The following is a 26,687-nucleotide window of genomic DNA, read 5'->3' as shown; positions in this document are numbered from 1 at the left end:
GCGATCCTGTCAACGGTTCATTATCGATATTCGGTTGTCACATCCGGAAAGGCGATTTGTCGGTGGCATAAATCCCAAAATGCGCCGGAAATGCCGGCGGCTCAGGCCGCCGGGCCGTCCGACCCGCCCAGGGCGACCAGCTCCCGCAGGGTCGCGTGGGGAATGTCGATGCCGGCGAAGGACAGGAACCGTCCCATCGGCATCGACGAGGCCATCCGCAGCCCGTTCTCGTCGTCCTCCTCGGGCCGGGCGCTCTTCCCGCCGGTGAGCACCCGCAGGAGGGCGGGCCCGGCGAGCGGGTGGGAGAGCCACTCGCCGAGCGTCGAGTCGAGTGAGACCACGGGGACGACGGTGTCACCGCCGAGGCTGATCGTGGTCTCGGCCACGACGGACGAGGCGTTCTCGCCGATCTGGATCGTGTAGTCGCCCGGCGCGACGACCCACCGGCCGAGCCGGACGTCGTAGTAGGCGAACGCCCGCCGGTCGAGGTGGAGCGTGACCAGGCGCGACTCGCCGGGGGCGAGGGAGACCTTCGTGAAGGCCCGCAGCTCCCGGGCGGGCCGCCGTACGGGGCCTGCGGTGGTTGACACGTAGACCTGCACCACGTGCTTGCCCGCCCGGTCGCCGGTGTTGGTCACCCGCACGGTGACGGTCGCCCTGTCGTCGCCCGTGCGGGTGACGGTGAGGCTGTCGGTCGCGAACGTCGTGTAGCTCAGGCCGTGGCCGAAGGGGTAGCGCACGGGCAGCTCGACCGTCTCGTAGTAGCGGTAGCCGACCATGACGCCCTCGCCGTAGCGCACGTGCCCGGCCTCGCCGGGGAAGTTGAGGTAGCTCGGCGTGTCCTGCAGCCGCATCGGGATGCTCTCGGCGAGGCGTCCGGAGGGGTTCACGACGCCGAAGAGGAGGTCGGCGACGGCCGAGCCGCCCGCCTGGCCGAGCAGCCAGCCCTCCAGCACGGCGTCCACGTCGTCGTGCCAGCCCTCCAGGGACACGACGCCGCCGTTGGACAGGACGATCACCGTACGGCGGGCCGCCGCGGCGACCGCGCGGATCAGCTCGACCTGGACGGCCGGCAGGTCGATGGTCTCCCGGTCGAAGCCCTCCGACTCCTCCCGCTCGCCCAGGCCGGCGAAGACGATCGCGACGTCGGCGGACGCCGCGGTCTCGGCCGCCGCCTCGCGAAGCTCCCGCGCGTCGCCCGATCCGTCCAGGGTGAACCCCTGGGCGTAGGCGACGTCCGGGGCGTGGGCGCGGATCGCGTCGAGCGCCGCGTCGACCCGCGTGGCGTTGATGTGGGAGCTGCCGCCGCCCTGGAACCGCGGCTTGGCGGCGAACTCGCCGATCACGGCGATGCGGGCCTCCGCCGAGAGGGGGAGCGTGCCGTTCTCGTTCTTGAGCAGCACGGCGCATTCGGCGGCCAGCTCGCGGGCGAGCGCGTGATGGGCGTCGGCGTCGAACGCGCCGGAGACGCCGCCGTGGCGCCGGGTGAGCGCGACGACGCGGCGCACGCTCGCGTTCACCACGGCCTCGTCGAGCTCGCCCGCGCGGACGGCGTCCACGATGCGCCGGTCGCTCGCGCCGCCGGTGCCCGGCATTTCGAGGTCGAGGCCCGCGGCCAGCGCGGCGACGCGGTCCTGCACCGCGCCCCAGTCGGAGACGACCACGCCGGTGAAGCCCCACTCGCGGCGCAGGACGTCGGTGAGCAGCCACCGGTTCTGCGAGGCGTGCACGCCGTTGACGCGGTTGTAGGAGCACATCACGGTGGCGGGCCTGGCCTGGGTGACCACCCGCTCGAACGCGGGGAAGTAGATCTCACGCAGCGTGCGCTCGTCCACGTCGGCGCTGACCCGCATGCGCTCGGTCTCCTGGTTGTTGGCGGCGAAGTGCTTGACCGACGCGCCGGGACCCTCGGCCTGCAGCGCGTTGACGTGCGCCGCCGCCAGCACGCCCGAGAGCAGGGGGTCTTCCGAGTAGTACTCGAAGTTGCGCCCGCACAGCGGCGAGCGCTTGATGTTCACGCCGGGGCCGAGCACGACCGCCACGCCGAGGGCCCGGCCCTCCCGGCCGACCGCGGCGCCGATCCGCGCGGCCACCTCGGGGTCCCAGCTCGACCCCACCGCGACCGCGGGCGGGAAGCAGGTGGCGGGGATGCTCTCGTTCAGGCCGAGGTGGTCGGAGCCGCCGGCCTCGCGGCGCACGCCGTGCGGTCCGTCGCACAGCGTGATGGACGGAATCCCGGCCTCCTCGAGAGCCTTGGTCGTCCAGAAGTCCCGGCCCGACAGCAGCGAGGCCCTCTGCTCCAGGGTGAGCGCGTTCAGCGTGAGCGCGTCGAGGTCGGTCCGGGCCATCGGGAGCTCCTTTCCTTCACGGGGAGAGTTCAACAGTGTTTCCTGCCCCGGAAGGGAGCAGCGGCGGCGCGGCGGGATCTTCCCGGCGGCGGAGGACAGGCGGACGTGACGGCGCCGCGGCGGGCGGCCGGTCCGCCCGCCGCGGCGCCTGTCACGGTCAGGAGGCCGGTTCCTGCACCCGCGCGTGCGTGGTGAGCCGCCGGGCCCCGCCGAGCACGACGGTGTCGCCGGTCAGCAGGATGTCGGTCCGCAGCGGACGGTCGGCGGCGGACGGACCGGCGGTGAGCGCGATGACGCCCGGCTCGACGATCCTGCGCAGACCGGGATCGGTGTAGGAGAAGGCGTCGGTGGGGACCTCGAAGACCACCTCGCGGGTCTGCCCCGGCGCGAGCGGCACCCGGGCGAAGCCGACGAGCTGCGCGACGGGGCGGGCCACCTGCGCCACCGGGTCGGAGGCGTACAGCTGCACGACCTCCTCCGCCGGCCTGGAGCCGGTGTTGGTGACGGTCACCCGCGCCTCGACCGTGCCGTCCGTGGGGCACCGCTCCGTCGAGGTCGTCAGCCCGTCGTACGCGACGGTCGTGTACGACAGCCCGTGGCCGAAGGGGAAGGCCGGGGTCGGGTCGGACACGGAGATCCCCTCGCTGTGCAGTCCGAGAGGCGGCTGCAGATAGGTGGAGGGGTTGACGAAGGGCGAGCCGGGGATCTGGACGGGCAGGCGGCCCGAGGGCTCGACCCGGCCGCTGAGCACGCCCGCGATCGCCGCGCCGCCCTCCACGCCCGGCAGGAACGCCTGGACCGTGGCGGCGGCGCGCTCGGCGTAGGCGCCGATCGCGTACGGGCGGCCGGACACCACGACGAGCACGGTCGGCGTGCCGGTGGCCAGGACCGCCTCGACCAGTTCCGGCTGCACGCCGGGCAGGGCGAGGTGAGCGGCGTCGCAGCCCTCGCCGGAGGTGCCGTTGCCGAACAGCCCGGCCCGGTCGCCGACGAACAGCAGGGCGAGGTCGGACCGCCCGGCCAGGGCGGCGGCCTCGGCGATGCCCGAGGTGTCGTCGCCCGACACGTCGGCGCCCCGGGCGAAGTCCAGGCCGGCGTCGGGGAACTCGGCCCGCAGGAGGTCGAGGACGGGGGAGACGGGCAGGCCCATGCCGTGGCCGGGGAAACGGCCGAGCACGTGGTTGGGGAAGGCGTAGCAGCCGAGCAGGGTCTGCGGGTCGTCGGCGCACGGGCCGATGACGGCGATGCGGGCGGTCGTCCCGGAGGCCAGCGGCAGCGCGCCGGCAGGGTTGCTCAGCAGCACGACGGAGCGTTCCGCCACCGTGCGGGCAAGGTCGCGGTTGCGAGGGCTGTCCAGGTCGGCCTCGCCGGCGTCCTCCGGCACGAGGGGGCCGTCGTCGAGCAGGCCGAGCTCGATCTTCTGCCGCAGCACCCGGCGTACGGCCTCGTCGACCAGGGCCTCCTCCACGTTGCCGCTGCGCACCTGCTCGACCAGGCGCGAGCCGTAGCCGACCGTCTCGGGCAGCTCGACGTCGATGCCCGCGCGCAGCGCGATCGCACCGGCGTGCGCCTCGTCGGCTGCGACGTGGTGGTTCATGGCGAGGAACGGCACCGCCCAGTAGTCGGCCACGACCGTGCCGTCGAATCCCCACTGGTCGCGCAGCACCCCGCGCAGCAGGGCGGTGCTGGCGGCGACCGGCACGCCGTCGATGTCGGTGTAGGAGTTCATGATGGAGCGGGCGCCGCCCTCGCGGATGGCCGTCTCGAACGGCGGGAGGATGACGTCGGCCATCTCGCGGGGGCCGATGCTGACCGGGGCGTGGTTGCGGCCGGCCCGGGAGGCGGCGTATCCGGCGAAGTGCTTGAGCGTCGAGATGATCCCGGCGTTCTCCAGGCCGCGCACGTAGGCCGCGCCGAGCTGTCCCACCAGGTAGGGGTCCTCGCCGAGCGTCTCCTCGACCCGGCCCCAGCGGTAGTCGCGGACCACGTCGAGGACCGGCGACAGGCCCTGGTGGACGCCGACGGCGCGCAGGTCGTCGCCGATGGCCCGGGCCATCCGCTCCACGAGCCCGGGATCGAAGGTCGCGGCCCAGGCCAGCGGGGTGGGATAGGCGGTCGCGCCGTAGGTGGCGAACCCGGTCAGGCACTCCTCGTGCGCGATGGCGGGGATGCCGAACCGGTTGGCCGCGACCACCTGCTCCTGCAGCTTGCGCAGCCCGGCCGCCCCCTCCGCCGGGCTCACCGGGGCGGTGCCGTACACGCGGGTCAGGTGGCCGACCCCGTCGCGCATCCGGTCGGCGAGGTCCGCGCCGTCCTTCATGAACAGGTCCTGGAGCGGCGCGACGTTGCCACCCGCCGCCTCCGAGCCGGCGGGTGAGATGTCGACCCACACCGATCCGAGCTGGGCGACCTTCTCCTCCAGCGTCATCTCGGCCAGCAGCGCCTCCACGCGCTCGTCGAGAGGCCGGTCGCCGTCCCGCCAGGGCGCGAGCCCCGGCGCGTCTACGAATGTCATGACATCCCTTGCTTGTCGATCCGTCGCGTGGGCCTCGGCCCCGGAAGACGCCGTACGGGACCCAGGTGACGATCGGCCCGGCCGTCTCCGCGTCGCAGCGGAGGCAGACGTCGGTACGCGAGCAACCGCATCGAGCGCCCCCTGCTGATCCGAGCTGTCGTCTGATCCGAGCTGTCGTCTGACTGCGGTCCGAAAGTTTCCGAATCAGGACCGATAGTTTATGTGGACTCTAGGCCGGTGCTCCGGAAGCCGTCAAGGATCCGGCAATGAGACATCCGAAACATTCGGCCGAATGTCCGAAAGTTCGGGCTACACTGCGGCCATGACGACGACCAGGGAGCCGACACCCCCCGACCGCACCCCCTCCCGGCCGCTGACCATCGCCCAGATCGCCGAGCTGGCTGGGGTGTCGCCCGCGACCGTCTCCAAAGTCGTCAACGGCAGGTCGGAGGTCGCCCCCGAGACCCGCGCCCTGGTCGAGGACCTGATCCGCGAGCACGGCTACCGCCGGCAGAAGAAACGCCCCACCGCCGCTCCGCTCATCGAGCTGGTCTTCAACGAGCTGGAGGGCGCGTACGCGATGGAGGTCATCAAGGGGGTCGAGCACGTGGCGCGCGAGCACGGCCTCGCGGTGGTCGTGTCCTCGCTGCAGGAGGACCACCACCCTCCCGCCACGGGCTGGATCGAAGGGGTGATCGGCCGCCGTCCCCACGGCGTGATCGTGGTCTTCTCCGGCCTCACCAAGGCCCAGCACGAGCAGTTCAAAACCCGCGACATCCCCGTGGTGCTGGTCGATCCCACCGGCGACCCCGGGCACGAGCTGCCCTCGGTCGGCGCGGGCAACTGGAGCGGCGGCCTGTCGGCCGCGCGTCACCTGCTCGAGCTGGGACATCGGCGTATCGGGCTCATCACCGGCCCCGCCCACGCTCTCTCCAGCCGCGCCCGGCTCGACGGGTTCCGCGCCGCCATGGACGCCGCCGGCGTGCCGACGGACCCGCAGCTCGTCAGGCAGGGCGACTTCAGCGCCGAGGACGGCCTGGCGCACGCCCGCTCCCTGCTCGCGATGCCTCGGCCCCCGACCGCCGTTTTCGCCTTCAACGACGCGCAGGCCATGGGCGTCTACCAGGCGGCCCACGAGATGGGCCTGCGCATCCCCGACGAGCTGAGCGTGGTCGGCTTCGACGACCTGCCGATGGCGCAGTGGCTCATCCCCGCGCTGACCACGGTGCGCCAGCCGCTGGCCGAGATGGCCGCCGCCGCCACGGCCATGGTCGTCGCCATCGCCCGGGGGGAGTCTCCGGTGCAGAACCGCATCGAGCTCACCACCGGCCTCGTCGTACGCGGCAGCACCGCTCCGCTCGTGGCGTGACATTCGTCACCTGAAGTTTCGGAACACAGACAGAAATTTCGGCGTTGGCGTTCCTTTGCCGGGACGTGGCGCGCGGGGGCGGTCACGCCGGCCGGGTTCGCCGTCCTGCACGGGCGTCGCGCGGAGCGCGTCACCGGGTGGGCCGTTCGGACCGAGGGGCCCCTTCGGGGCAGAAACATTCGGAATTTTACCGAAATCTTTTGGGGGATCGGCATGTTCGGCGAACGTCACGTCGCTCGTTCCGCTGCCGGAGGCGACCCAGGCACGGGAGGTTTCCGGCCTGCTCCTTTCCTGGACTCCGGTCATGGTCACGGTAAGTGATCAGGGTAAAGTACCCAAAATGTTGCATATGCCCAGATCGGCGAGGTAGAGGGTGGCGGGGGTACAAGCAGTTCTGAAGCGTGTCGCCCTCGACACAAGGCCCCTGAGCATCGCCGCGTACCGGCGGCTGCTGGTGGGGCAGGGCGTCTCCTTCATCGGGTTCCAGCTCACCTCGGTGGCCGTGAGCGGGCAGGTGTACAGCATCACGGGGTCGTCCCTGTGGGTCGGCCTGCTCGGGCCGGTGAGCCTCGTGCCGCTCGTCGTCTTCGGCCTGTGGGGCGGCGCGGTCGCCGACGCGATGGACCGCCGCCGGCTCCTGCTGGCCGGCTCGGTGGTGGCCTGGCTGTCCACCGTCGCCCTGCTGCTGCACGCCTGGTCGGGAATCGGCAGCGTCTATCTCATCCTCGCCGTCATCGCCCTGCAGTCGGTCGGCTTCGCCGTCACCTCGGCCACGCGCGGGGCGATCATCCCCCGCATCGTGCCCACCGAGCGGGTTCCCGCGGCCAACACCCTCAACTTCCTGGTCAGCAGCATCGGCACGGTGGTCGGGCCGCTGCTGGCCGGGGTGGTGCTCGCCAAGGGCGGCTACGCCGCCGCGTACCTCATCGACGCGATCCTGTTCGGCGCCGGCTTCTACGCGGCCGTACGGCTGCCGACGCTGACACCCGTCGGTGAGATCTCCCGGCCGGGCCTGCGCTCGGTGGTCGACGGGCTCAAATACGTGGTGAGCAAGCCCGTCGTGTTCATGTCGTTCGTGGTGGACATCATCGCGATGGCGTTCGCGATGCCGAGGGCGCTGTTCCCGGAGATGGCGGCCGAGCGCTTCGGCGGGTCCGCGGTGGCGTTCGGCTGGCTGTCGGCGAGCATCGCCATCGGGGCGGTCGTCGCCGGCGTCTTCTCCGGCTGGGTCGGCCGCGTACGCCGCCAGGGGGTGGCGCTCACGCTCGTGATCGCCCTGTGGGGCGTGACGGTGGCCGCCGCGGCGCTGGCCCAGCCGTTGTGGCTGGTCGTGGCGCTGCTGGCGATCGGCGGGGCGACCGACCTCGCCTCCGCCGTCTGGCGGCAGACGATCCTGCAGACCTACGCGCCCGACGAGATGCGGGGACGCCTGCAGGGGGTGTTCATGGTCGTCGTCGCGGGCGGGCCCCGGCTCGGTGACCTGCGGGCGGGCGCCACCGCCGACGCCTTCGGGCTGGTGCCCTCGTGGGCGGGCGGCGGCCTCGTGTGCGCCCTGCTGGTCCTGGTGACCGGGTTCGGCGTGGCCGCCTTCCGCCGGTACGACGCCATGGCGAGCCGCCCGGACACGGCCTGAGCCCGAGTCAGGGCCGGGCCTCGCCGCGTACGCAGAAGGAGATGGGGCTGCAGGCGCGGCCGGGGAAGACGAAGCGCTCCAGCGACCCCACGGTGAAGCCCGCCGCCTCGACGGCCGTCACGCTGTCGCGGCCCGTGTGGCAGCCGCCGGTCAGGCGCGGCCACACGGTCGCGTCCAGCAGGTCCTGCGTCCTGGCCCAGCCCGTGGACCAGGCGCGGACGTGTTCGAGGAACCGCAGCCGCCCGCCGGGGGCCAGCACGCGGCGGATCTCCCGCAGTCCGGCGACGGGGTCGGGCAGCGAGCACAGCACGAACGACACCACCGCCGCGTCGAACTCCCCGTCGGCGGCCGGGAGCCGGTCGGCCAGGCCGCTGACCAGCTCGATCCGCGCCGGCGCGTCACGGGCCGCCTGACGGGCGGCCGCCCGCAGCCGCGGCTCGGGCTCGACGGCCAGCACACCGGCGACGGACGGCGGATAGTGGACGAAGTTGAGCCCGTTGCCCGCGCCGACCTCGATCACCCGGCCCGACAGCCCCGACACCAGCGCCGCGCGCTGCCCGATCATGCCCTGCCGGTCGAGCACATGGCTGAACCACGTGTAGAAGCGGGCGAAGAGCGGATGGCTGACCTCGGTCGTCGGCATGGCGTCCCCCTGTTCGTTCCTCGTTCATTCCCGCCCGGACCTCGTGGCCCGCGGCATTACCGAATCGGGGTGAAACGGTCGTGGTCGCGGCTGGTCTCCGCGGGTACGGGCACCCATGGACGACGTGGTTGACGATGCGGTTGACGACGAGCTGGAGGACGCGCCGGGCCACGAGGAGAGCGCCGACCGCCCGCCGTGGGCCATACGCGGCGGCATTTCGCGGCGGCCCCGCTCCTGGCGGCGTGACGCGGAAAGGAAGCGACCATGACTTCTGCCGTGACCTCTGCGGTGCCCGCGGCGACACCGTCGGCACCCTCGGCGGCACCCTCGGCGGCACCCTCGGCGGCACCCTCGGCGGCACCCTCGGCGGGACCCTCGGCCGCGCCCTCGGCGGGACCCTCGGCCGCGCCCTCGGCGGGACCCGGGGCGGAGCCCGCCCGGCTGCCGCTCATCGGCGACAGGGCGCCGGACTTCGAGGCCGAGAGCACCCACGGGCCGGTCCGGCTCGCCGACTACGCCGGGCGGTGGCTGGTGCTGTTCAGCCATCCGGCCGACTTCACCCCGGTGTGCACCACCGAGTTCGTCGCGTTCGCCGAGCTGGCCGACGCGTTCGCCGCCCGCGACGTCGCCCTGCTCGCCAACTCCGTCGACTCCGTGTACAGCCACCTCGCCTGGACGCGGGCGATCGAGGAGAAGTTCGGCGTGAAGATCCCCTTCCCGGTCATCGCCGACCTCGACACGCGGGTGTCCCGGGCGTACGGCATGCTCCACCCGAACATGTCGACGACGGCGGCGGTCCGCGCGGTGTTCGTGATCGACCCGCAGTCGGTCGTCCGCGCGATCCTCTACTACCCGATGAACGCGGGGCGGATGATCCCCGAGATCCTCAGGCTCGTGGACGCGCTGCAGACGTCCGACCGCGACGGCGTCTCCTGCCCGGCCAACTGGCGTCCGGGCGACGACGTGCTGCTGGGCGCGCCGAAGACCCAGGCCGAGGTGGAGGCCAGACTGGCCGACGAGCGGCTCAAGATCGTCGACTGGTACCTCGCCAGCGTCCCCGGCCGCGGCGCCTGACCGCAGGCGCAGGGAGGAGGCGCAGGGCGGAGGCGCAGGGGCGGAGGCGCCGGCCCGTCGCCGGGAAGGTGAACCGCACGCGGGGGAGCGCCTGAGCGTGATGTTCCGGTAGAACTCCCTTGTGACTCAATTGGTGACAAACTGGGCGGGCAACATCACCTTCCGGGCCGCTGAGGTCGAGCGGCCCTCCTCAGTCGAGGAACTGCGCGCCCTGGTGGCGCGCAGCGAGAAGGCCCGCGTGCTGGGCAGCGGACACTCCTTCAACCACATCGCCGACTCCCCGGGCGCGCTGATCTCGCTCGACGCGCTGCCACCGGAGATCGAGATCGACGGCGGGTCGTCCACGGTGCGGGTCGCCGCGAACGTCCGGTACGCCGAGCTGGGCCGCCGTCTGCACGAGAAGGGCTACGCCCTGCCCAACCTCGCGTCGCTGCCGCACATCTCGGTCGCGGGCTCCTGCGCGACCGGCACCCACGGCTCGGGCGACGCCAACGGCGGCCTGGCCACCTCCGTACGAGCGATCGAGATGGTGACCGCGGAGGGCGAGCTCGTCACGCTGAGCCGCGACGCGGACGGCGACCGGTTCGCCGGGGCCGTCGTCGCCCTGGGCGCCCTCGGCGTCGTCGTGGCCATGACGCTCGACGTCGTGCCGTCGTTCGACGTCCGCCAGCGGGTGTTCGAGGGACTGCCGGCCGAGGTGCTGGACGACCGGTTCGACGCCGTCATGTCCGCCGCGTACAGCGTCAGCCTGTTCACCGACTGGCGGACCTCGCGGATCAACCAGGCCTGGGTCAAGGAACGAGTCGGCGCGGACGCCGCCGAGGGCTTTCACGAGCCGGGCGGCGGCTTCTTCGGGGCGGCGCCCGCCGACGGCCCGCGGCACCCCGTGCCCGGCGTGTCGGCGGTGCACTGCACGGCCCAGCTGGGCGTCCCCGGCCCCTGGTTCGAGCGCCTGCCGCACTTCCGGCCCGACTTCACGCCCAGCAGCGGCGAGGAGCTCCAGTCGGAGTACATGGTGCCCCGGCAGCACGCGTCGGCGGCCTTCCGCGCCCTCGACGCGATCCGCGACCGCATCGCGCCGGTCCTGCAGATCTCCGAGATCCGCACGATCGCCGGCGACGACCTGTGGCTGAGCCCGAGCCAGGGCCGCGACACCGTGGCCTTCCACTTCACGTGGATCAAGGACCCCGCCGCCGTGACGCCCGTGCTCACCGCGATCGAGGAGCGCCTGGCGCCGTTCGGCGCGCGGCCTCACTGGGGGAAGCTGTTCACCCTCCCCGCGGACGTCCTGCGCACCCGCTACGAGCGCCTGGACGAGTTCGCGGCGCTGGCGCGGCACTACGACCCGCGCGGCGTCTTCGCCAACGAGTTCGTCGAGCGGTACGTCCGCTAGCCGACCGGTTCGTCCCCTCGTGACCGGGTACGTCCGGGGATCACGGGGGACAACGATGCGCATCGAGGACTACGCGCTCATCGGCGACATGCACACGGCCGCCCTGGTCGGCCGCGACGGCTCCGTGGACTGGCTGTGCCTGCCGCGCTTCGACTCCGGAGCCTGCTTCGCGGCGCTCCTGGGCGGCCGCGCGGCGGGCCGCTGGCTGCTGGCCCCGGTGGGCGGGGGAACGTGCACCCGCCGCCGCTACCGCGACGGCACGCTGGTCCTGGAGACGACCTGGGACAGGCCCGGCGGGTGCGTGCGGGTCCTCGACTTCATGCCGCCGCGCGGGGAGGCGCCCGACCTCGTACGGATCGTGGAGGGCGTGCGGGGCCGGGTGGACATGCGCACGGAGCTGCTGCTGCGCTTCGAATACGGCGCGGTGATCCCCTGGGTGCGGCACCGCGAGGGGGAGCTGGCCGTCGTCGCCGGCGCCAACGCCGCCTGGCTCCAGTCGCCCGTCGAGCTCGCCCACGACTCCCGTCTCCGGGGGACGACCGCCTCCTTCGCCGTGTCGGCGGGCGACCGGGTGCCGTTCGTGCTCACCTGGCAGCAGTCGTGGCAGGGCCGGCCGCGGCGGCTGGACGCGGACGAGGAGCTGGCCGCCACCGACCGGCGGTGGAGGCGGTGGCTCGGCCGGTGCCGCTATCACGGGGAGTACGGCGAGGCCGTGGGCAGCAGCCTCCTCGCGCTCAAGGCCCTCACGTACGCCCCCACGGGCGGCGTCGTCGCGGCGGCCACGACCTCGCTGCCGGAGCGGATCGGCGGCCCGCGCAACTGGGACTACCGCTACAGCTGGCTGCGGGACGCGTCGTTCACGCTGCGGGCGCTGATCGGCGCGGGGTACGCGGACGAGGCGACGGCCTGGCGCGACTGGCTGCTGCGGGCCGTCGCCGGGGACCCCGCCGACCTGCAGATCATGTACACGCTCGACGGCAGCAGGCACATGCCCGAGTGGACCGCCGACTGGCTGCAGGGATACGAGGGATCGCGGCCGGTGCGGATCGGCAACGCCGCCTCGGGGCAGTTCCAGCTCGACGTGTACGGCGAGGTGATCGAGTGCCTTTACCAGGCCAGACAGGCGGGCCTGCGGCCGGACGAGGATGTCTGGGACCTGCAGCGCGGGCTCATGGAGTATCTGGAGGGGGCGTGGCGGGAGCCCGACAACGGGCTGTGGGAGGTGCGCGGCCCGCGCCGCGACTTCGTCCATTCCAAGGTCTTCGCCTGGGTGGCGGCCGACCGCATGGTCCGCTCGGTCGAGGCGCAGGGCCTCGACGGTCCCGTCCGCCGGTGGCGCGCCCTGCGTGAGGAGATCCACCGGGACGTGTGCGCGCACGGCTACGACGCCTGCCGCAACACCTTCACCCAGTTCTACGGGTCGAAGGGGCTCGACGCCGCGCTGCTGCTCATTCCCCGGCTCGGCTTCCTGCCCCTGGACGACCCACGTGTGGCGGGCACCGTCGACGCCGTGTGCCGAGAGCTGACGGAGGACGGGCTCGTCCTGCGCTACCGGCCCGAGGCCGACGACGTGGACGGCCTGCCGGGCGGGGAGGGCGTCTTCATCGCCTGCTCCTTCTGGCTCGCCCACGCGCTCGCCCTGATCGGCCGCCGCGAACGGTCGCGGCGCCTGTTCGAGCGCCTGCTGTCCCTGCGCAACGACGTCGGCCTGCTGTCGGAGGAATACGACGTACGCGAGGGACGTCTCACCGGCAACTTCCCCCAGGCGTACAGCCACGTCTCCATCGTGAACACGGCCCGGGCGCTGGCCGGCGCGGGGACATCGGAGTGACAGATGTCGTCCATCTGTTTCCTGCGCATCTCGTGACCTCCCCTTCACCACCTGCGGCGTTGCATGATGCAAGCGAGGGGTCCGGGTCATCGGCCCGGCCCGTCTGGGAGAAGAGGTGACGCGACATGGTGCGACCAGGTCTGGCACACCGCCCGGACGTGACGGAACTGCGCGAGACGTACGACCGCGCGGGATCGACCGTTCCGGCTCAGGTCATGGATGGAGTGACGTTCCTCGCCGGGCTCTACCTTGCCATCTCGCCGTGGATCGTGGGATTCAGCGGTTTCGGCGGTCTGGCGATCAACAACCTGATCGTCGGGCTGACGGTCGCCGCGCTCGCGATGGGCTGCGCGTCCGCCTTCGGCCGCACGTACGGCATGAGCTGGGTGGTGCCGGTGCTCGGCGTCTGGACGATCATCGCTCCGTGGGTGATCAGCGGCCGGCCGGCGACCACGGCGACGATCTGGGACAACGTGGTCACCGGGGCGATCATCTTCCTGTTCGGCCTCGGCGCGCTGGCGTTCGCCGCCAACTACCGGCAGCACGAGCAGGGAGGCACGCGACGGGAGGCAGGCACACCGGGCGGTCAGTGGTAGCCGCCGCGCCTGCGCGGGCTGTGCCGGGAACGGCGTACGGCACAGCCCGCGCCGACGGAGGTCAGGCGGCGTACACCTGCCGTCCCGCGACGTACGTGAGCGCCGCGCGGGCCGCCGCGATCTCCTCCACGGGCGCCGCGAACGGGTCGCGGTCCAGGACGACCAGGTCGGCGAGCATGCCCGGGGCGATTGTCCCGGTCTCGTCGAGGTGGTTCACCCGGGCCGAGCCCGCGGTGTAGGCGGTGAGCGCGGTCGCCAGGTCGAGCGCCTGACCCGGGAGGAAGGGCGTGGTGCCGCTCTCCCTGGCCCGGTTGACGGCCACGTGGATGCCCCAGATCGGGTCGGGGCTGCTCACCGGCCAGTCGCTGCCCATGGCGAGCGGCGCGCCGGCCTGATGCAGGGCGCCGAACGGGTACTGCCACGCCGCCCGCTCCTCGCCCAGGTAGGGAATGGTCAGCTCGTCCATCTGCGGCTCGTGGCAGGCCCAGAACGGCTGCATGTTGGCGGTGACGCCCTCCTCGGCGAACCGGGGCACGTCCTGCGGCCGGACGACCTGGATGTGGGCGACGTGGTGGCGGTTGCCCGACGGGCCGTTGGCGGCGCGCGCGGCGGCGACCGCGTCGAGCGCGGCGGTGACCGCCCGGTCGCCGATGGCGTGGAAGTGGACCTGGAAGCCCTCCGCGTCCAGCATCGTCACGTAGCGGGGGAGTTCGGCGTAGTCCACGAAGCCGATCCCGCGGTTGCCCGTGACGCAGCCGCACCCGTCGAGGTACGGCTCGTGCATGGCGGCCGTGAAGTTCTCCGCGACGCCGTCCAGCATGATCTTGACGCTCGCGGCGGCGAAACCACCCTCGGCGGTCCGGCGGCCGACCAGGTCGGGGATCTGCTCGGCGCCGCGCTCGCGATCCCACCACAGCGCGCCCCGCACCCGGGCGGTGAGCCGCCCGGATCCGGCCACGTCGAGGTAGACGGGGGTGACGTCGCGGTGCCCGGCGTAGTCGCCGAGGATCGCGTCCTGCCACGCCGTGATGCCCAGCGAGTGCAGGTGCGCCTGGGCGACGAGCAGGGCCTCCACGTAGTCCTCGTGCGAGGTCTCCGGCAGGTGCGGCTCCACCAGCGCCATCGCGCCCTCGTGCAGGGTGCCGGTCGGCTCGCCGTCCGCGTCGCGCTCGATGCGCCCGCTGGCCGGGTCGGGGGTGTCGCGGGTGATCCCGGCCACGCGCAGCGCCGCCGAGTTCACCCACGCGCTGTGGTGGTCCCGGTTGGGCAGGAACACCGGGCGGCCGGGCACGATCGCGTCGAGGTCCTCCTTCACCGGGGTCCCGCCGGGGAAGGCGTCCATCGACCAGCCGCCGCCCGTGATCCACTCGTCGTCCGGACGGGCGGCGGCGTAGGCGGCGACGGCGTCCAGGTAGCCCCGGCGGTCGGAGATCCCGGACAGGTCGCAGCGCAGCCGTTCCAGGCCGCCCATCACCGGGTGCGCGTGCGCGTCCTGGAAGCCGGGCGCGAGCAGCCGGCCCGCCAGGTCCACGACCTCGGTCCCGGGCCCGCGCAGGTCGCGTACGTCATGGTCGTCGCCGACGGCGACGACACGGCCGTCCCGTACGGCCACCGCCCGCGCTCGCGGCGCGGCGGGGTCGGCGGTGAAGACGTGGCCGTTCACGAACAGCAGGTCCGCGTGCATCTGTCGTCGTCCTCTCAGCTCTTGAAGTCCGTCCAGACCTTGTCGTAAAGATCCAGGGCGGTCTGGGAGCACGGCGGCACGGGCTGCGCGAGCGCGGCCTTGTCCGCGGGCGGGGTGATCGCCGGATCCTTCGCGAGGTCCTTGTCCATGTACGCGTCCGAGCCGGTCACGGCGTTGGCGTAGCCCACGAAGTTGGTCGCCTCGGCGGCGTTCTTCGGGTCGAGCATCCAGTTGATGAAGATCTTGGCGTTGTCGACGTTGCGCGCCCCCTTGGGGACGGCGAAGTTGTCCTGCCACAGCGGCAGGCCCTCGGAGGGGTAGACCCAGGTGATGCCCTTGTTCTTCACCGAGGCCCGGTGGAAGGCGCCGTTCCACATCATGGCCAGCGTGGTCTCGCCCGACGTCATCCGGTCGATCTGGCCGTCGGAGCTGATCACCTTGAGCTTGCCCTTGACCCCGGAGAGCAGCGCCTGCACCTTCTGGTAGTCGGCCGGCGTCTCGCTGCACGGTTTGGCGCCGACGGCGCGCAGCGCCGCGGCGACCACCTCGTTGGAGTCGTTCAGTATGCCCATGTTGCCGCTCGCGCCGGCCGGCGGGTTGAAGAACTCCGCCCAGCTGGTGACCTTGCCGCCGACCTTCGCCTCGTCGACCGCGATGCCCGTGGTGCCGTGCATGTACGGAGCGGTGAACTTGCGCCCCTGGTCGAAGTACACGTCCTTGAACTCGGGCTGGATGTTCTTGCCGTTGGGGAAGGTTTCGGTGTCGATCTCCTGCAGCAGGCCGAGCTGGACCATCTGCTGCACCATGTAGTCGCTCGGCACGATCACGTCGTAGCCGGTGCCGCCGGCCTGCAGCTTGGCCAGCAGCCCCTCGTTGGACTCGAAGGTGTCCAGGTGCACCTTGATCCCGGTCTCGGACTCGAAGCGCTTGAGCAGGTCGGGGGAGATGTAGTCGGTCCAGTTGTAGAGGTTCAGCTCGCCGCTCCCCTTGGCGGGGAACGCCGCCGAGCCGCCGGCCGAGGAGCCGGAGTCCGAGCCGGAGGCGGCGGCGCCGGTCGAGCCGCCGCCGCAGGCGGCGAGCGCGAGCACGCCCGCTCCGAGAAGGGCCGTGAGGGGGAGGAGCCGGTGCTTCGAAACCATGTGCGGTCAGCCTCTCTTGCGGCCGGCGAAGTACGCCGCCGCGAGAACGAGCAGGGAGACGAGGAGGATCAGGGTGGACAGCGCGTTGACGGCCGGGGTGATGCCGACGCGGAGCATGCCGTAGATGTAGATCGGGAGCGTGGTGGTGCCCGGTCCGGCGACGAAGAAGGTGATCAGGAAGTCGTCGAGGGAGACGATGAAGGCCATCAGCGCCCCGGCGACGATGCCGGGGGTCAGCAGTGGGAGGGTGACCCGGCGGAACACCCGCCAGGGCGAGGCGCCGAGGTCGGCGGCGGCCTCGAACACCCGCTGGTCCATGTCGGCCAGCCGGGCCCGGATCGGCAGCAGCGCGAACGGCACGCAGAACGCGATGTGCGCGAGGGTCACGGTCGTCATGCCCAGCGGCACGTCGAGGAAGGCGAACATCGCCAGCGTCGCGACCGCGAGCACGATCTCCGGCAGCACCAGCGGCGCGCCGGCGACCAGCATGACCGCCCCCCGCGCCGTACGGCGCAGCGCGGCCAGGCCGAGGGCGATGCCGATGGCCAGCACGACCGAGCAGACCGTGGCGACGGCGGCGACCTGGAGCGAGGTCAGCGTCGCGTTCCTGATGTCGGCGTTGGCCACCACGTCGCCGAACCAGTGGAGGCTGAAGCCCTCCCAGATCGTGGCGATCCTGCCGGTGTTGAACGCGTACACCACGACGACGAGCAGGGGGAGGTAGAGGAAGACCAGCAGCAGGACGGAGACGGTGCCGAAGGCGGGGAAGCGCCGCAGGTCGACGCGTCGCGTACGGTTCACATCAGGCTCACCTTCTGGCCGCCGCGGCGACCCGCCAGCGCGAACCCCATGAGGGTCAGCAGGGTGAGGACCAGCAGGGCGACCGCCACGGCCGAGCCGAGCGGCCAGTTGCGGGAGGCGCCGAACTGCTGCTCGATGAGGTTGCCGATCATCAGCGACTTGCCGCCGCCCAGCAGTTGCGGCTGGAGGAACGCGCCGAGCGACGGGATGAAGACCAGCACGACCCCGGCGACGAGCCCGGGCCGCACGGCCGGGTAGACGACCCGCCGCAGCACGGTCAGCCGCCGGGCGCCGAGGTCGTAGGCCGCCTCGGCCAGGCGGAAGTCGAACTTCTCCGCGCTGGAGTAGACCGGCAGGATCATGAACGGCAGCGACACGTAGACCAGCCCGACGGCGGTCGCGAACGGCGTGTAGAGCAGCCCGATCGGCGTGCCGAGCAGGCCGCTGACGGGCCCGTTGTCGTTGAGGATCAGCACCCAGGCGTACGTCCGCACGAGCGTGTTGGTCCAGAACGGGATCGTCACGGCGAAGACGAGCAGCGCCCGCGTGCGCGGCGACCTGGTGGCCATCCACACCGCCATCGGGAAGGCGAGGACGGCGCAGCAGACGGTCGTGAGCGCGGCGAGCCAGATCGACTGCCAGAACACGCCGATGTAGCGGGGGTCGAAGATCTTCGAGCCGTCGAGCTGCGTGTCGAACAGCAGCCGGACGTAGGAGTCGACGGAGAACGGCCCGGCGACGCCGACGCCGAACATGCCGCGCGACATGAACGAGTAGGCCACGACGATGACCAGCGGAGCGCCGACCAGGGCCAGCAGGAAGAGCGTGCCCGGCAGCACCGAGGACCGGGCGCCCTGACCGGCCGGCCGGTGGACGCGGCGGGCTCCTGAGGAGGAGGACGCGCGCCCCGCCCGGGTCCTTGCGGTCCCGGGCGCGGCCGAGGCGGCCAGGCCGTCCGCCGGGTCGTCCGCCGGGGGCTGCGCGGTCCCCGGCGTGAGCGGCGTCACGGGGTCCGTCATGAAGCCACCGCCCAGCCGCGGCCCGGCAGCACGTCCAGGCCGACCCGTGCGCCGGGTTCGGGGAACGCGGCGCCCACCGGCAGCCGCACCACGACCTGCTCGCCGCCGCCGAGTTCGGCGCCGACGCGCACGTCGCTGCCGACGTAGACGGACTCGCGTACGACGCCGTGCAGCGGGGCGTCCGCACCCCCGATCACCAGATGTTCCGGACGCAGGGCGATCGTCACCTCGCCTCCGCCGCCACCCGTGTCGCCCGCGCCGCTCACTCTGTCGGCGGGGAGCACGTCCCCGCCCCTGAGCCGGAAACCGGCGTCGGTGCGCTCGGCGGTCAGGAAGCTGGTCTCGCCGATGAAGTCGGCGACGAACCTGTTGGCCGGCCGCTCGTAGACCTCCTGCGGCGTGCCGACCTGCGCGACGGTGCCCTCCTGGAACACCGCGAGCCGGTCGCCGAGCGAGATGGCCTCCTCCTGGTCGTGGGTGACGAAGACGAAGGTCACCCCCGTCGTCTGCTGGATCCGTTTCAGCTCCGTCTGCATGCCACGGCGCAGCTTGAGGTCGAGCGCGGCGAGCGGCTCGTCGAGGAGCAGCACCTCGGGCCGCTTGGCGAGCGCCCGGGCGAGGGCGACGCGCTGCTGCTGGCCGCCGGACAGCTGGGCGGGCCTGCGCCTGCCGTGCTCCGGCAGGCGTACCAGTTCCAGCGCCTCGGCCACGAGAGGGGCCGCCTCCTTGCGGCTCATCCCCTCCATCTCCAGGCCGAAGGAGACGTTCTCGGCCACGGTGAGGTGGGGGAACAGCGCGTAACTCTGGAAGACGGTGTTGACCCGGCGCTTGTACGGCGGAAGCACGTCCAGCCGCTCGGAGCCGAGCCAGACCTCGCCCTCGTCCGGGTACTCGAGGCCGGCGATCGTACGCAGGAGCGTGGTCTTGCCGCATCCCGAGGGGCCCAGCAGGACGAAGAACTCCGCGGGCTCGATCGCGAGGGAGACGTCGTCGAGCGCCGTGACGATCCCGCCCTCCGGTGCGGGGAAGCGGCGCGTGACTCCCTTGATCCGAAGCCCGTCATGAGACGCCGCTGAAGTCATGGGCGACCTCCGAAAGAGCAGCTGAGCGGCCTCGGCAGAGGGCGGGCCGCAATGGGGTGGGGAAAGAGAAGCACGACGTAAACAGCGTTGTCAACGGTGATGACAACGCTTCTTGTGTTGTGAAGAATGTGTCGCGACGATCACGTCTCACTGAGGAGAATGTGCTCATGCCCCCACGCCGTACCGTCGCGCTCTCCCAGGAGCTGATCGTCACCGCCTGCCTCGAACTCGTCGAAAGCGGCGGCCCGGGCGCCCTGACGTTCCGTAACATCGGACGGCGTCTCGGCGTGGACGCGACGGCGGTCTACCGGCACTTCCGGGACAAGGACGACCTCGTGCGGGCGCTGGCCGACCGGCTGTACGAGGAGGCGCTGGCCGGGTTCGCCCCCGGGGAGGACTGGCTGGACACGCTGCGGGACGCGGCCATGCGCGTCTACCGGGCCTTCGCCGGCCACCCCCAGGCCGCGGTGCTGGCGGCCAGCCGGTCGACCCGGCGCGAGGCCGAGATAAACGCCATCGAGGTGCTGCTCGACGCGCTGCGCCAGGGAGGCTTCGAACCGCCGGAGGCCGCGCGCTACGAGCGCGCGCTCGGCGACCACGTCCTGGCCTGGGCGGCCTTCGAGGCGTCGTTCGTGATGCTCCCGCCGGAGGTGCGCGAGGGCGACGCCGGGGCGCCGCTGGTCTACGCGGCGCAGAGCCGGGAGCGCTATCCGCGGCTCGCCGAGTGCGCCCCCCACCTGCCGCCCGTCACGGTCCCCCAGTTCGAGACCGCGCTGGAGATCTTCCTCGTCGGCCTGCGCACGCTCGCCCCCGAACGGCCCTCCGACACAGAGCCCGTCACGCCAGGGCCCGTCGGCACGGAGCCCGCCGGCCAGGGCTGAGCCGGCGCGTCACGGCCCGCCGCCGGATGTCGGTGGCGGGCGGTAGCGTGTCGCGTCGTGCCGAGAAGATCGCGTTGGTGGTGGACCGCCGCTCTGGTCGTGTCGTCGGCCGGGCTGGCCTACGACCTGACGCTGACGGGCACCGGCTTCGGCTGGTTCTCGTTCGGGTACTGCCCGGTGCGCGATCTCTACGACTCCGCGACAGACCTGTGGTGGCCGGCCCGCGCGTACCTCCCGCTGGCGTGGTACGCCGGGCTTCCCGGCGTCGTCCTCGCGTTCCTCGCGCATTGGGCCGCCACCTGGAGAGGGCGTCCCCGCACCGGGCGCGTACTGGCCCGCGTCGCGGTGGCGCCGCTGCTCGTCCTGTACGGACTCGCCCCGCTGGCGTTCGCGCTCGACATCGCACACGACACCGGCTGTCTGGACAGGTGGGGCGGCCCTCCGGGGGTCGGCCTCTTCGTCGTCCCGGACGCCGTCGCCGCGGTGGCCGCCCTGTGCGCGCTGGCCGCGGTGCGCGTTCCCCGGCACAGGGTCCGGCGGCTGCTGCGGTCCGTGACGCGCCTGCCGTGGGCGCGCCGGAGCGCCGTGCCGCTGGCCGCGCTGGCACTCGTGGCGTTCCTGCCGGTCGCCGACCTGGCGGCGGGCGACATCGACCTCCGTCCCTGCGAACTCCGCACCGTGGAGGGGCCCGTGTCCGAGGCGTTCGACGTGCTGCCGTACGGCACGGGCGAGCGGGCCTTCCTCTGCGGCGCACGCGCGGGCGGCGGTTTCCGGAACGTCTCCGACCGGGACCTGATCGCCTACGGGCACGCGGCGTGCGACGCCTACCGGCCGGGCGGCTCGGACGCGTACTTCCTCGCCGCCGTCTGCCCGCCGGTCGAGGTGGACCTGCGGAAACAGAAAGCGGCCGCGGAAGCCGAATTCCATGCGCGGGAGGCGGCGTACCAGCGGGTGTGCGACGCGGCCCGGCACCGGCCGCCGACCAGGCCGGTACGCGCGGTGCGGACACGGATGGGCACCGACTACGGGGTGATCGAGTCTTCCGAGACGGAGGACCCGTTCGACGACGGCCTGCTGCGGTCCATGGCACCAGACGATCTCGTGGCCGCCATCCCGGGGCATCTGATCATCCGGACCCACTCCGACTACGACAACTGCCTGACGGCGGAGCTGTACCGCCGGCGGCCTCCGGTCGAGGTGAAGGGCTGGGACCACGTGGTGGAGGTCGGCTACGAGAGCCCGACCGGTCACATCGAACTCATGGACCCCATGGCCGGAGAGAGCGACCTGCCGAACCTCGCCTTCCGGGGCAAGGGCCGCTACCGCGTCCGTGTGCACTACAGGGAGCCGGAATGGGAAGCGGGCACGCCTCAACACCTTCTGATCATGGTGTATCCCGGCAGCGGACGCCGGACCGTCGAGTACCTCCCCAGATCCTGAGCCGGGCGACCGTCCTGGAGAGCGCCACGGGCCGGGACGGATATCGACGCGTTGCTACCTGAGCGCGACGAATGAGCTCGCGCAAAAAGGGACGACACGGGATCACACGGGGATTAGGGTGGCGGGCCAAGGGGCGGCTCCTGGACGTGCTTCCTTCTCGATCTTCGAAATCGCTTTAGCGCGTCCGTTCTCCGCCCCGTCTCACTTTCCGGTGCCTGTCCGATCGCTCGTACGCAGGGAGGATGCCCGTGGACCGGCTGGCGGAGCTGCTGCTGCGGCAGCGGCTGGTCGCCCCCGACCTTCTCGTTTCCGCCGTCGAGCGGGAAGCCGTCCCGAGCCATGAGGGCTCGGGCCGTTCGTCGCGCTCGTCCCGCCTGAGCCGGCCTCTCGCCACCGTCGCCGACGGGGTGGTCGCGCTGGAGGCGGACCTGCTCCAGCTCGGGCACGTGCTGAGCGCGCCGCTGCGGGTCCGGCTGGCCGAGCTGGACGCCGGGGAGCTGGGGCAGGCGGGCCGCGCACTGGTCTCCGCCCTGTCGGCCCAGCTGGGCGGACGCGTCGTGCACGCGCCGCTGTTCCGCCGCTTCCCGGAGTCGGTCCCCGCCGACACGGTGGACCTGTTCGTCCGCAGGGTGTTCTCCGTGCTGCTCCAGCGGCCGGAGCAGCCGTGCGTGCTGTGCGGGGAGATGGCCGCCGTCCACCCGGTGTCCCCGTGTGCGCACCTGGTCTGCCGCGCGTGCTGGGACGGCGCGGACTACAGCGCCTGCCCGATCTGCCACCGCCGGATCGACCCCGGTGATCCCTTCCTGTGCCCGGCCGACGACGTCTACGCCCCGGCCGTCAGGTGGAACGGCCGGGTGCCGGAGACGCTGACCCTGCTCGGGCTGTGCGACGATCCGGCCGCCCGGGCCCGCGACCTGCTGGGGCCGCTGCTGGCGCGGCAGTCGGCGCCGCGCGCGGAGGACAAGGAGGTCGTCGCCGAGATCGTCGATCGCTTCTGGCCCGGCTCTGCGGGCTGGCTGCCCGAGCGGATCCCCGCCCGCGAGACCCGCGCCGTCGTCCTGGCCGCGGCCGTACGGCACGGCGACCTGGGCCTGCCCGCGCGGCACGCCGACACGGCGACCGACGTGCTGCGGCTGCTCCACGCCCTCATGGGCGGCGATCCCGGGCTGCGCACCCGCCTCCCGCGCCGTACGAGCCTGCCCAGGCCGGTGCGCCGCGCGCTCCTCGCCGTGCTGGACCGGCAGCCGCTGCCGCACCTGATCGAGGACCTGCACCGCTATCCGGTGCAGTGGCGGCAGATGGCAGAGGTGCTGCACCCGCACGAGTTCCACCGGCGGCACCCGGACGCGGCCCTGGCGTTCGCCGTGCTGCGAGGCACCCCGCTGCGCACGGGCACGCCGATGGCGGACGTCCTGCTGGAGCGTGCGGCGCCCCACGGTGACCTGCTGACGTTCGACGGCGTACGGCTGCGCGCCCGCACCTTCGCGGGACGGTTCGAGGCGGCGCTGCGGACCGATCCCCACGAGGCACTCGCCCTGCTCTCGCGCCGGCCGGGGGAGCTGCTGCGGCGCACCGCCGATCTCGCCCGCCGCGTGCCCGCGGCCGATCTCGCCGAGGCCCTGCGCGCCGCCGCGCCGCACGTCTCCCCGGCCGTGCTGATCGCCACGTTGGGCCAGTTGCGTACGCCGCCGGGCGGCACGCGGATGTTCCTGCCGCGCGGGGGAGCGGCCCGGATCTGGACCGAGCCCGACGTCCGCAAGGAACTCGCCTCCGAGACCGTGGCCGCCCTGTCCGACGTGCTGACCGGGGAGATGCTGCGCCGGGCCGCCGCGCTGCCGCCCGTCGAGACCGCGCTGCTGGACGAGGAGCTGACCGACCTGCTCGCGCCGCAGGCCGAGAGGTCCGCCTCGGCCTCGCTGGTACGGCTGCCGCGCGGGAGCGTGCGTCCTTTGCCGGGCGGCGAGCGCGTCCGGCTGTTCCTGCACTGGGCGCAGCCCGAGAACCACCGGGTCGACCTGGACCTGTCGGTGGCGGTGTTCGACGCGCGGTGGACGTTCACCGGGCTGTGCGACTACACGAGCCTGCGGCTCGGCGGGAGCGCCGCCGTCCACTCCGGCGACCTGACCTCGGCGCCCGAGCCGGAGGGCGCGTCGGAGTTCGTGGACCTCGACACGGCGGCGCTGCGCGCGATCGGCGGCCGATATGTGGTGCCCATCGTGTTCAGCTACAACGACGTGCCGTTCGACGAACTCGTCCGCGGTTTCGCCGGGTTCATGGACGATCCGGACGGCCTGTTCGACCCGCTCGCCGTACGGCAGCGCTTCGACCTGACCGGCCCGGCCAAGATCCTCGTCCCGTTCGTCGCCGACCTCTGGTCGCGCACGATGCGCTGGGTGGACCTCAACGTGTCGGCGTTCGACGGGTTCCACAACGTGTACGGATACGAAGAGCAGCTCGCCCGTCTGGGCGCGGCGGCCGAGGACGCCTATGGTCTCGGCGGGCACGTCACCCTGTGGGAGGTCGCCTGCTGGCACGCCGCCGCCCGCGCCCGCGAGGTCGTCGTACGGCACCGCGACGGCTCCGTGAGCCGGCACACGCGCCGTCCCGGTGAGGACGCCGCCGCCTTCGCGGCGCGCCTCTGGGCGCGGCGGGCGGCCGGGCCCGTCGTGCCGGAAGCGGATCTCGCCATGGTGCTGCGGGACGACGTGCGGGTGAGCGAGGGGGCGCAGGTCTACGCCCTGCACCCCGCCCACCTCGACCCCGCCGTGATCCGCTCGCTCGACGCCGCCGACCTCGTCGGCATGCTCGCCCCCGTGCCACCGGCCTGACCGGAAGCAAATGATTTGCGATTGCGGGAACGCGCGTGGGAAGGTGAGCGCGCTTCACCACGCATTCACAGAAGGAACGAAGCCTATGTTCTCGGCGTCCCGCAGCGGCCGCCGGCGGCACTGACCGGCACGCCTCCCGCGTCACCGGTCCACTGCCCTCCGTCTCACGGCGGCCCCATGTGACGGTGCTCAGTGCACTTTGCTCAGTGCACCTTGCTCTGTGCACCTTGCTCTGTGCACCCTTCTCATCCCTGTTGCGCGCGTTCACCGCCCCGCGCGGCGGGCGAACCGCTCTTGTCATTCGTGAGGTCGATATCACCGTGGGCATCGATGTCCAGAATTTCGCCGTGGCCAACCTGCGCCGCCGTCCCGAAGCCGTCGAAATCGGCGGCTTCGTTCTCGGCGTGGACCCCGGCACCACCAGCCCGTACATCAACTACGCGACACCCCTGCCCGGCGCCCGGCCGGGTGCGCGCGATGTCGCGGCGCTGATCGGCGCGTTCCGAGAGCGCGGGCTCAAGCCCCGTCTCGAGTTCGCGCCGGACGCCGCGCCCGACGTGCGGCCGGCTCTTCAGGAGGCCGGGTTCACGGTCGAGGCGGTGCACGAATACCTCGTCTGCGTTCCGGACACGCTGACGATGCCTATGCCGCCGGCCGCTCTGCCGGTCGAGACGCCGTCCACGGACGATGACTACACGGCGATCGACGCCGCCCTGTCCGAGGCGTTCGGCGGCGAGTTCCCCGCGTCGCCGGAGGGCGCGGCCCGGCTGCGCCGTACGGAGGAGAGCGGCGGCGCGGTCCGGTTCGTCCGGGCGCCCGGCGGGGGCTGCGCCGGGGCGGCCATGTGCTCCGCCCCGGCCGTGGAGACGTCGGAGCTCGCCGGGGTCGGCACCCGTCCCGATTGGCGCGGGCGGGGCATCGCCGGCGCGGTCACCGCCACGCTCGCCGAGACGATGCTCGCCAGGGGAGCACGGTCGGTGTGGCTGGAGTACAGCGGTGAGGGATCGCGCCGGGTCTACGAACGCGTGGGCTTCCGGCCGGGCGGCACCCGCCTCTACATGTCGCTCGAAGCCTGACGCGCGCCGCTCGCGGCTCCCGCTCCGAGAGGGGCGGGAGCCGTACGGCCTGCGGGCGGGATCAGGCGGAAGCGGAGGCGGGGGCGGATCGGCGGGCGGCCGACGCGAGCCCGGGCGGCGCCGCGGCCAGGGCCTTGTGGATGGCCTCCACGAGGGCCAGCGCCCCCTCCTCGGTGAGCTCGATCGCCACCCGGGCCGACGGGCCCTCCGCCGGGTTGGCGAGGTCGATGTTCACCGTGTGTTCCTGGGTCGCGTGGTAGGGGTGGTCGACGTAGACCATGCCGTCGGTGACGGTGAACCAGCCCGACCCGCCCTTGGCGGCGCCGTCGATCCGGAACTTCTCGGTGAGATAGGTGCACATTTCTGGTTCTCCTCAGACGGTGAGGTGGCGGCCGAAGAAACCGAAGACCTTCTTCCAGCCCTCCACCGCCGCGGCGGGCCGGTACGAGGACCGGTCGGTGGCGAAGAACCCGTGGCCGGCATCCGGGAAGATGTGGAACTCGTGTTCCTTACCGAGTTTGTCCAGCTCCGCGGAGAGCACGCCGACCTCCTCCGGCGAAGGGTGCGTGTCGTCCGCGCCGAAGAGCCCGAGCAGCGGGCAGGACAGGTCGCCGGCCTTGGAGATCAGCGGGGCGGCCTGCAGCGCGAATTCGGCGGGCGGCGGGGTGACCACGAAGGCCCCGTAGCAGTCGACGGCCGCGTCGACCTGGAGCGAGCAGGCGGCCAGGAACGTCTGCCGCCCGCCGGAGCAGTAGCCGATGACGCCGACCTTGCCGTTGGCGTGCTCAAGCCCCTTGAGGTAGTCCGCGGCGCCCGCGACGTCGCCGACGAGCTGTTCGTCCGGGACGCCGCCCTTGGCCCGGGCCGCGGCGGCCTGGTCGTCCGGGCTCACGCCCGCGCCCTCCCGGGAGTACAGGTTGGGGCAGACCGCCGCGTAGCCGTGCGCGGCGAACTTCCGGACGATCTCCTTGGTGGCCTCGTCATAGCCGGGCATGTGGTGGATCACCACGACCCCGCCGTGAGGACCGGAGTCGAGCGGCCGGGCCGCGTACGCTTCGAGTTCCGCGCCTTCGTGCCCGGTCACGGCGACCGTGCCGGCCCATATCGCGTGCGTCATTGGACTTCCCTCTCCCTCTTGTCACACCGCCGCCGTGAGATGGCGGTGCAGGGACCCCACCTTAGTAGTTAGCTGAGCTAAGGAAATTCGCCACCTTGAGTGGTCCGATGAATGCGATCGCGCCGGTCGGCGCGGTCGCGCCCGGAGTGTCCGGTCTTTACGAAGAGCTGGCGATTGTGGCACTCTCGACGGGCCGAGACATCGGGTGTATAGGAGGC

The 26,687-nt window shown here is 72.5% G+C and carries 20 protein-coding genes; 10 read left to right on the top strand and 10 right to left on the bottom strand.

Annotated elements, in window-relative coordinates:
* Positions 1-101: 101 nt before the first annotated feature.
* Together HCK04_RS32460 and HCK04_RS32455 are read right to left on the bottom strand one after the other, a co-directional pair.
* Entirely contained in the window at positions 102-2,348 is a 2,247-nt protein-coding gene (locus HCK04_RS32460) for a glycoside hydrolase family 3 C-terminal domain-containing protein (protein WP_142651191.1), read from the bottom strand.
* A gap of 157 nt (positions 2,349-2,505) precedes the next feature.
* Positions 2,506-4,863 carry a glycoside hydrolase family 3 N-terminal domain-containing protein gene (locus HCK04_RS32455; RefSeq protein ID WP_142651190.1) on the bottom strand — a complete coding sequence of 786 codons (2,358 nt, stop codon included), beginning with the start codon at positions 4,861-4,863 and terminating at the stop codon, positions 2,506-2,508.
* A 322-nt stretch (positions 4,864-5,185) separates the two neighbouring features.
* Here HCK04_RS32455 and HCK04_RS32450 point away from each other — a divergent pair, with 322 nt between their 5' ends.
* Complete coding sequence (locus HCK04_RS32450; protein ID WP_142651189.1) at positions 5,186-6,232, top strand: LacI family DNA-binding transcriptional regulator; 1,047 nt, start codon at positions 5,186-5,188, stop codon at positions 6,230-6,232.
* 373 nt (positions 6,233-6,605) lie between these two features.
* Positions 6,606-7,865: an MFS transporter gene (locus tag HCK04_RS32445; RefSeq protein WP_142651188.1), complete on the top strand. Its 1,260-nt coding sequence runs from the start codon at positions 6,606-6,608 to the stop codon at positions 7,863-7,865.
* Between the two features lie 7 nt (positions 7,866-7,872).
* Here the strand turns inward: HCK04_RS32445 and HCK04_RS32440 are convergent, their stop codons facing one another.
* Entirely contained in the window at positions 7,873-8,508 is a 636-nt protein-coding gene (locus HCK04_RS32440) for a class I SAM-dependent methyltransferase (protein ID WP_142651187.1), read from the bottom strand.
* Positions 8,509-8,772: 264 nt separating this feature from the next.
* Here HCK04_RS32440 and HCK04_RS32435 point away from each other — a divergent pair, with 264 nt between their 5' ends.
* From HCK04_RS32435 to HCK04_RS32420, 4 genes are all read left to right on the top strand, one after another.
* A complete protein-coding gene (locus HCK04_RS32435) occupies positions 8,773-9,582 on the top strand; it encodes a peroxiredoxin (RefSeq protein WP_142651186.1) in 810 nt (269 codons plus the stop codon).
* 121 nt (positions 9,583-9,703) lie between these two features.
* Entirely contained in the window at positions 9,704-10,975 is a 1,272-nt protein-coding gene (locus HCK04_RS32430) for a D-arabinono-1,4-lactone oxidase (protein WP_142651185.1), read from the top strand.
* A gap of 55 nt (positions 10,976-11,030) precedes the next feature.
* A complete protein-coding gene (locus HCK04_RS32425; RefSeq protein ID WP_142651184.1) occupies positions 11,031-12,806 on the top strand; it encodes a glycoside hydrolase family 15 protein in 1,776 nt (591 codons plus the stop codon).
* Positions 12,807-12,931: 125 nt separating this feature from the next.
* Positions 12,932-13,402 (top strand): SPW repeat protein, encoded by a 471-nt coding sequence (locus HCK04_RS32420; protein WP_142651183.1) that lies wholly within the window; start codon positions 12,932-12,934, stop codon positions 13,400-13,402.
* A 61-nt stretch (positions 13,403-13,463) separates the two neighbouring features.
* On the opposite strand, the gene HCK04_RS32415 is transcribed toward HCK04_RS32420, so the two are convergent.
* From HCK04_RS32415 to HCK04_RS44425, 5 genes are read right to left on the bottom strand one after another with little or no spacing between them, the layout of a single operon-like run.
* Positions 13,464-15,086, bottom strand: coding sequence for an amidohydrolase (locus HCK04_RS32415; RefSeq protein ID WP_142651182.1), 1,623 nt, complete (start codon positions 15,084-15,086; stop codon positions 13,464-13,466).
* A 14-nt stretch (positions 15,087-15,100) separates the two neighbouring features.
* Positions 15,101-16,225, bottom strand: a complete 1,125-nt coding sequence (locus HCK04_RS32410) for an extracellular solute-binding protein (RefSeq protein ID WP_142651181.1) — start codon at positions 16,223-16,225, stop codon at positions 15,101-15,103.
* 6 nt (positions 16,226-16,231) lie between these two features.
* Positions 16,232-17,026, bottom strand: a complete 795-nt coding sequence (locus HCK04_RS42975) for an ABC transporter permease (RefSeq protein ID WP_142651180.1) — start codon at positions 17,024-17,026, stop codon at positions 16,232-16,234.
* Complete coding sequence (locus tag HCK04_RS32400; RefSeq protein ID WP_205830982.1) at positions 17,023-18,045, bottom strand: ABC transporter permease; 1,023 nt, start codon at positions 18,043-18,045, stop codon at positions 17,023-17,025. Before HCK04_RS32400 ends, HCK04_RS42975 begins: the two co-directional genes overlap by 4 nt.
* Entirely contained in the window at positions 18,042-19,127 is a 1,086-nt protein-coding gene (locus HCK04_RS44425; RefSeq protein ID WP_142651179.1) for an ABC transporter ATP-binding protein, read from the bottom strand. Before HCK04_RS44425 ends, HCK04_RS32400 begins: the two co-directional genes overlap by 4 nt.
* Positions 19,128-19,294: 167 nt before the next feature.
* On the opposite strand from HCK04_RS44425, the gene HCK04_RS32390 reads away from it, so the two are divergent.
* The 4 genes from HCK04_RS32390 (at position 19,295) to HCK04_RS44420 (ending at position 25,352) form a co-directional block, all read left to right on the top strand.
* Entirely contained in the window at positions 19,295-20,008 is a 714-nt protein-coding gene (locus tag HCK04_RS32390) for a TetR/AcrR family transcriptional regulator C-terminal domain-containing protein (protein ID WP_142651178.1), read from the top strand.
* 57 nt (positions 20,009-20,065) lie between these two features.
* Positions 20,066-21,448 (top strand): hypothetical protein, encoded by a 1,383-nt coding sequence (locus HCK04_RS32385; RefSeq protein ID WP_142651177.1) that lies wholly within the window; start codon positions 20,066-20,068, stop codon positions 21,446-21,448.
* Between the two features lie 248 nt (positions 21,449-21,696).
* Positions 21,697-24,276, top strand: a complete 2,580-nt coding sequence (locus HCK04_RS32380; RefSeq protein WP_142651176.1) for an MXAN_6230/SCO0854 family RING domain-containing protein — start codon at positions 21,697-21,699, stop codon at positions 24,274-24,276.
* Between the two features lie 320 nt (positions 24,277-24,596).
* Entirely contained in the window at positions 24,597-25,352 is a 756-nt protein-coding gene (locus HCK04_RS44420) for a GNAT family N-acetyltransferase (protein WP_142651175.1), read from the top strand.
* A gap of 61 nt (positions 25,353-25,413) precedes the next feature.
* Here HCK04_RS44420 and HCK04_RS32370 read toward each other — a convergent pair whose 3' ends face one another.
* Both HCK04_RS32370 and HCK04_RS32365 read right to left on the bottom strand, forming a co-directional pair.
* Complete coding sequence (locus tag HCK04_RS32370; protein WP_142651174.1) at positions 25,414-25,713, bottom strand: DUF6295 family protein; 300 nt, start codon at positions 25,711-25,713, stop codon at positions 25,414-25,416.
* Positions 25,714-25,725: 12 nt separating this feature from the next.
* Entirely contained in the window at positions 25,726-26,469 is a 744-nt protein-coding gene (locus HCK04_RS32365; protein ID WP_142651173.1) for a dienelactone hydrolase family protein, read from the bottom strand.
* Positions 26,470-26,687 lie beyond the last annotated feature (218 nt).

The organism is Microbispora sp. CL1-1 (assembly GCF_012034195.1).
Classification (GTDB): domain Bacteria; phylum Actinomycetota; class Actinomycetes; order Streptosporangiales; family Streptosporangiaceae; genus Microbispora.
Note: the sequence above shows the minus strand (reverse complement) of the source record. Positions and strands in the feature narration are given on the sequence as shown.

Coding starts and splice junctions, on each gene's coding strand:
- HCK04_RS32460 (WP_142651191.1), bottom strand. CDS start 2,348: ATGGCCCGGACCGACCTCGACGCGCTCACGCTGAACGCGCTCACCCTG.
- HCK04_RS32455 (WP_142651190.1), bottom strand. CDS start 4,863: ATGACATTCGTAGACGCGCCGGGGCTCGCGCCCTGGCGGGACGGCGAC.
- HCK04_RS32450 (WP_142651189.1), top strand. CDS start 5,186: ATGACGACGACCAGGGAGCCGACACCCCCCGACCGCACCCCCTCCCGG.
- HCK04_RS32440 (WP_142651187.1), bottom strand. CDS start 8,508: ATGCCGACGACCGAGGTCAGCCATCCGCTCTTCGCCCGCTTCTACACG.
- HCK04_RS32435 (WP_142651186.1), top strand. CDS start 8,773: ATGACTTCTGCCGTGACCTCTGCGGTGCCCGCGGCGACACCGTCGGCA.
- HCK04_RS32425 (WP_142651184.1), top strand. CDS start 11,031: ATGCGCATCGAGGACTACGCGCTCATCGGCGACATGCACACGGCCGCC.
- HCK04_RS32420 (WP_142651183.1), top strand. CDS start 12,932: ATGGTGCGACCAGGTCTGGCACACCGCCCGGACGTGACGGAACTGCGC.
- HCK04_RS32415 (WP_142651182.1), bottom strand. CDS start 15,086: ATGCACGCGGACCTGCTGTTCGTGAACGGCCACGTCTTCACCGCCGAC.
- HCK04_RS32410 (WP_142651181.1), bottom strand. CDS start 16,225: ATGGTTTCGAAGCACCGGCTCCTCCCCCTCACGGCCCTTCTCGGAGCG.
- HCK04_RS32400 (WP_205830982.1), bottom strand. CDS start 18,045: ATGACGGACCCCGTGACGCCGCTCACGCCGGGGACCGCGCAGCCCCCG.
- HCK04_RS44425 (WP_142651179.1), bottom strand. CDS start 19,127: ATGACTTCAGCGGCGTCTCATGACGGGCTTCGGATCAAGGGAGTCACG.
- HCK04_RS32390 (WP_142651178.1), top strand. CDS start 19,295: ATGCCCCCACGCCGTACCGTCGCGCTCTCCCAGGAGCTGATCGTCACC.
- HCK04_RS32370 (WP_142651174.1), bottom strand. CDS start 25,713: ATGTGCACCTATCTCACCGAGAAGTTCCGGATCGACGGCGCCGCCAAG.
- HCK04_RS32365 (WP_142651173.1), bottom strand. CDS start 26,469: ATGACGCACGCGATATGGGCCGGCACGGTCGCCGTGACCGGGCACGAA.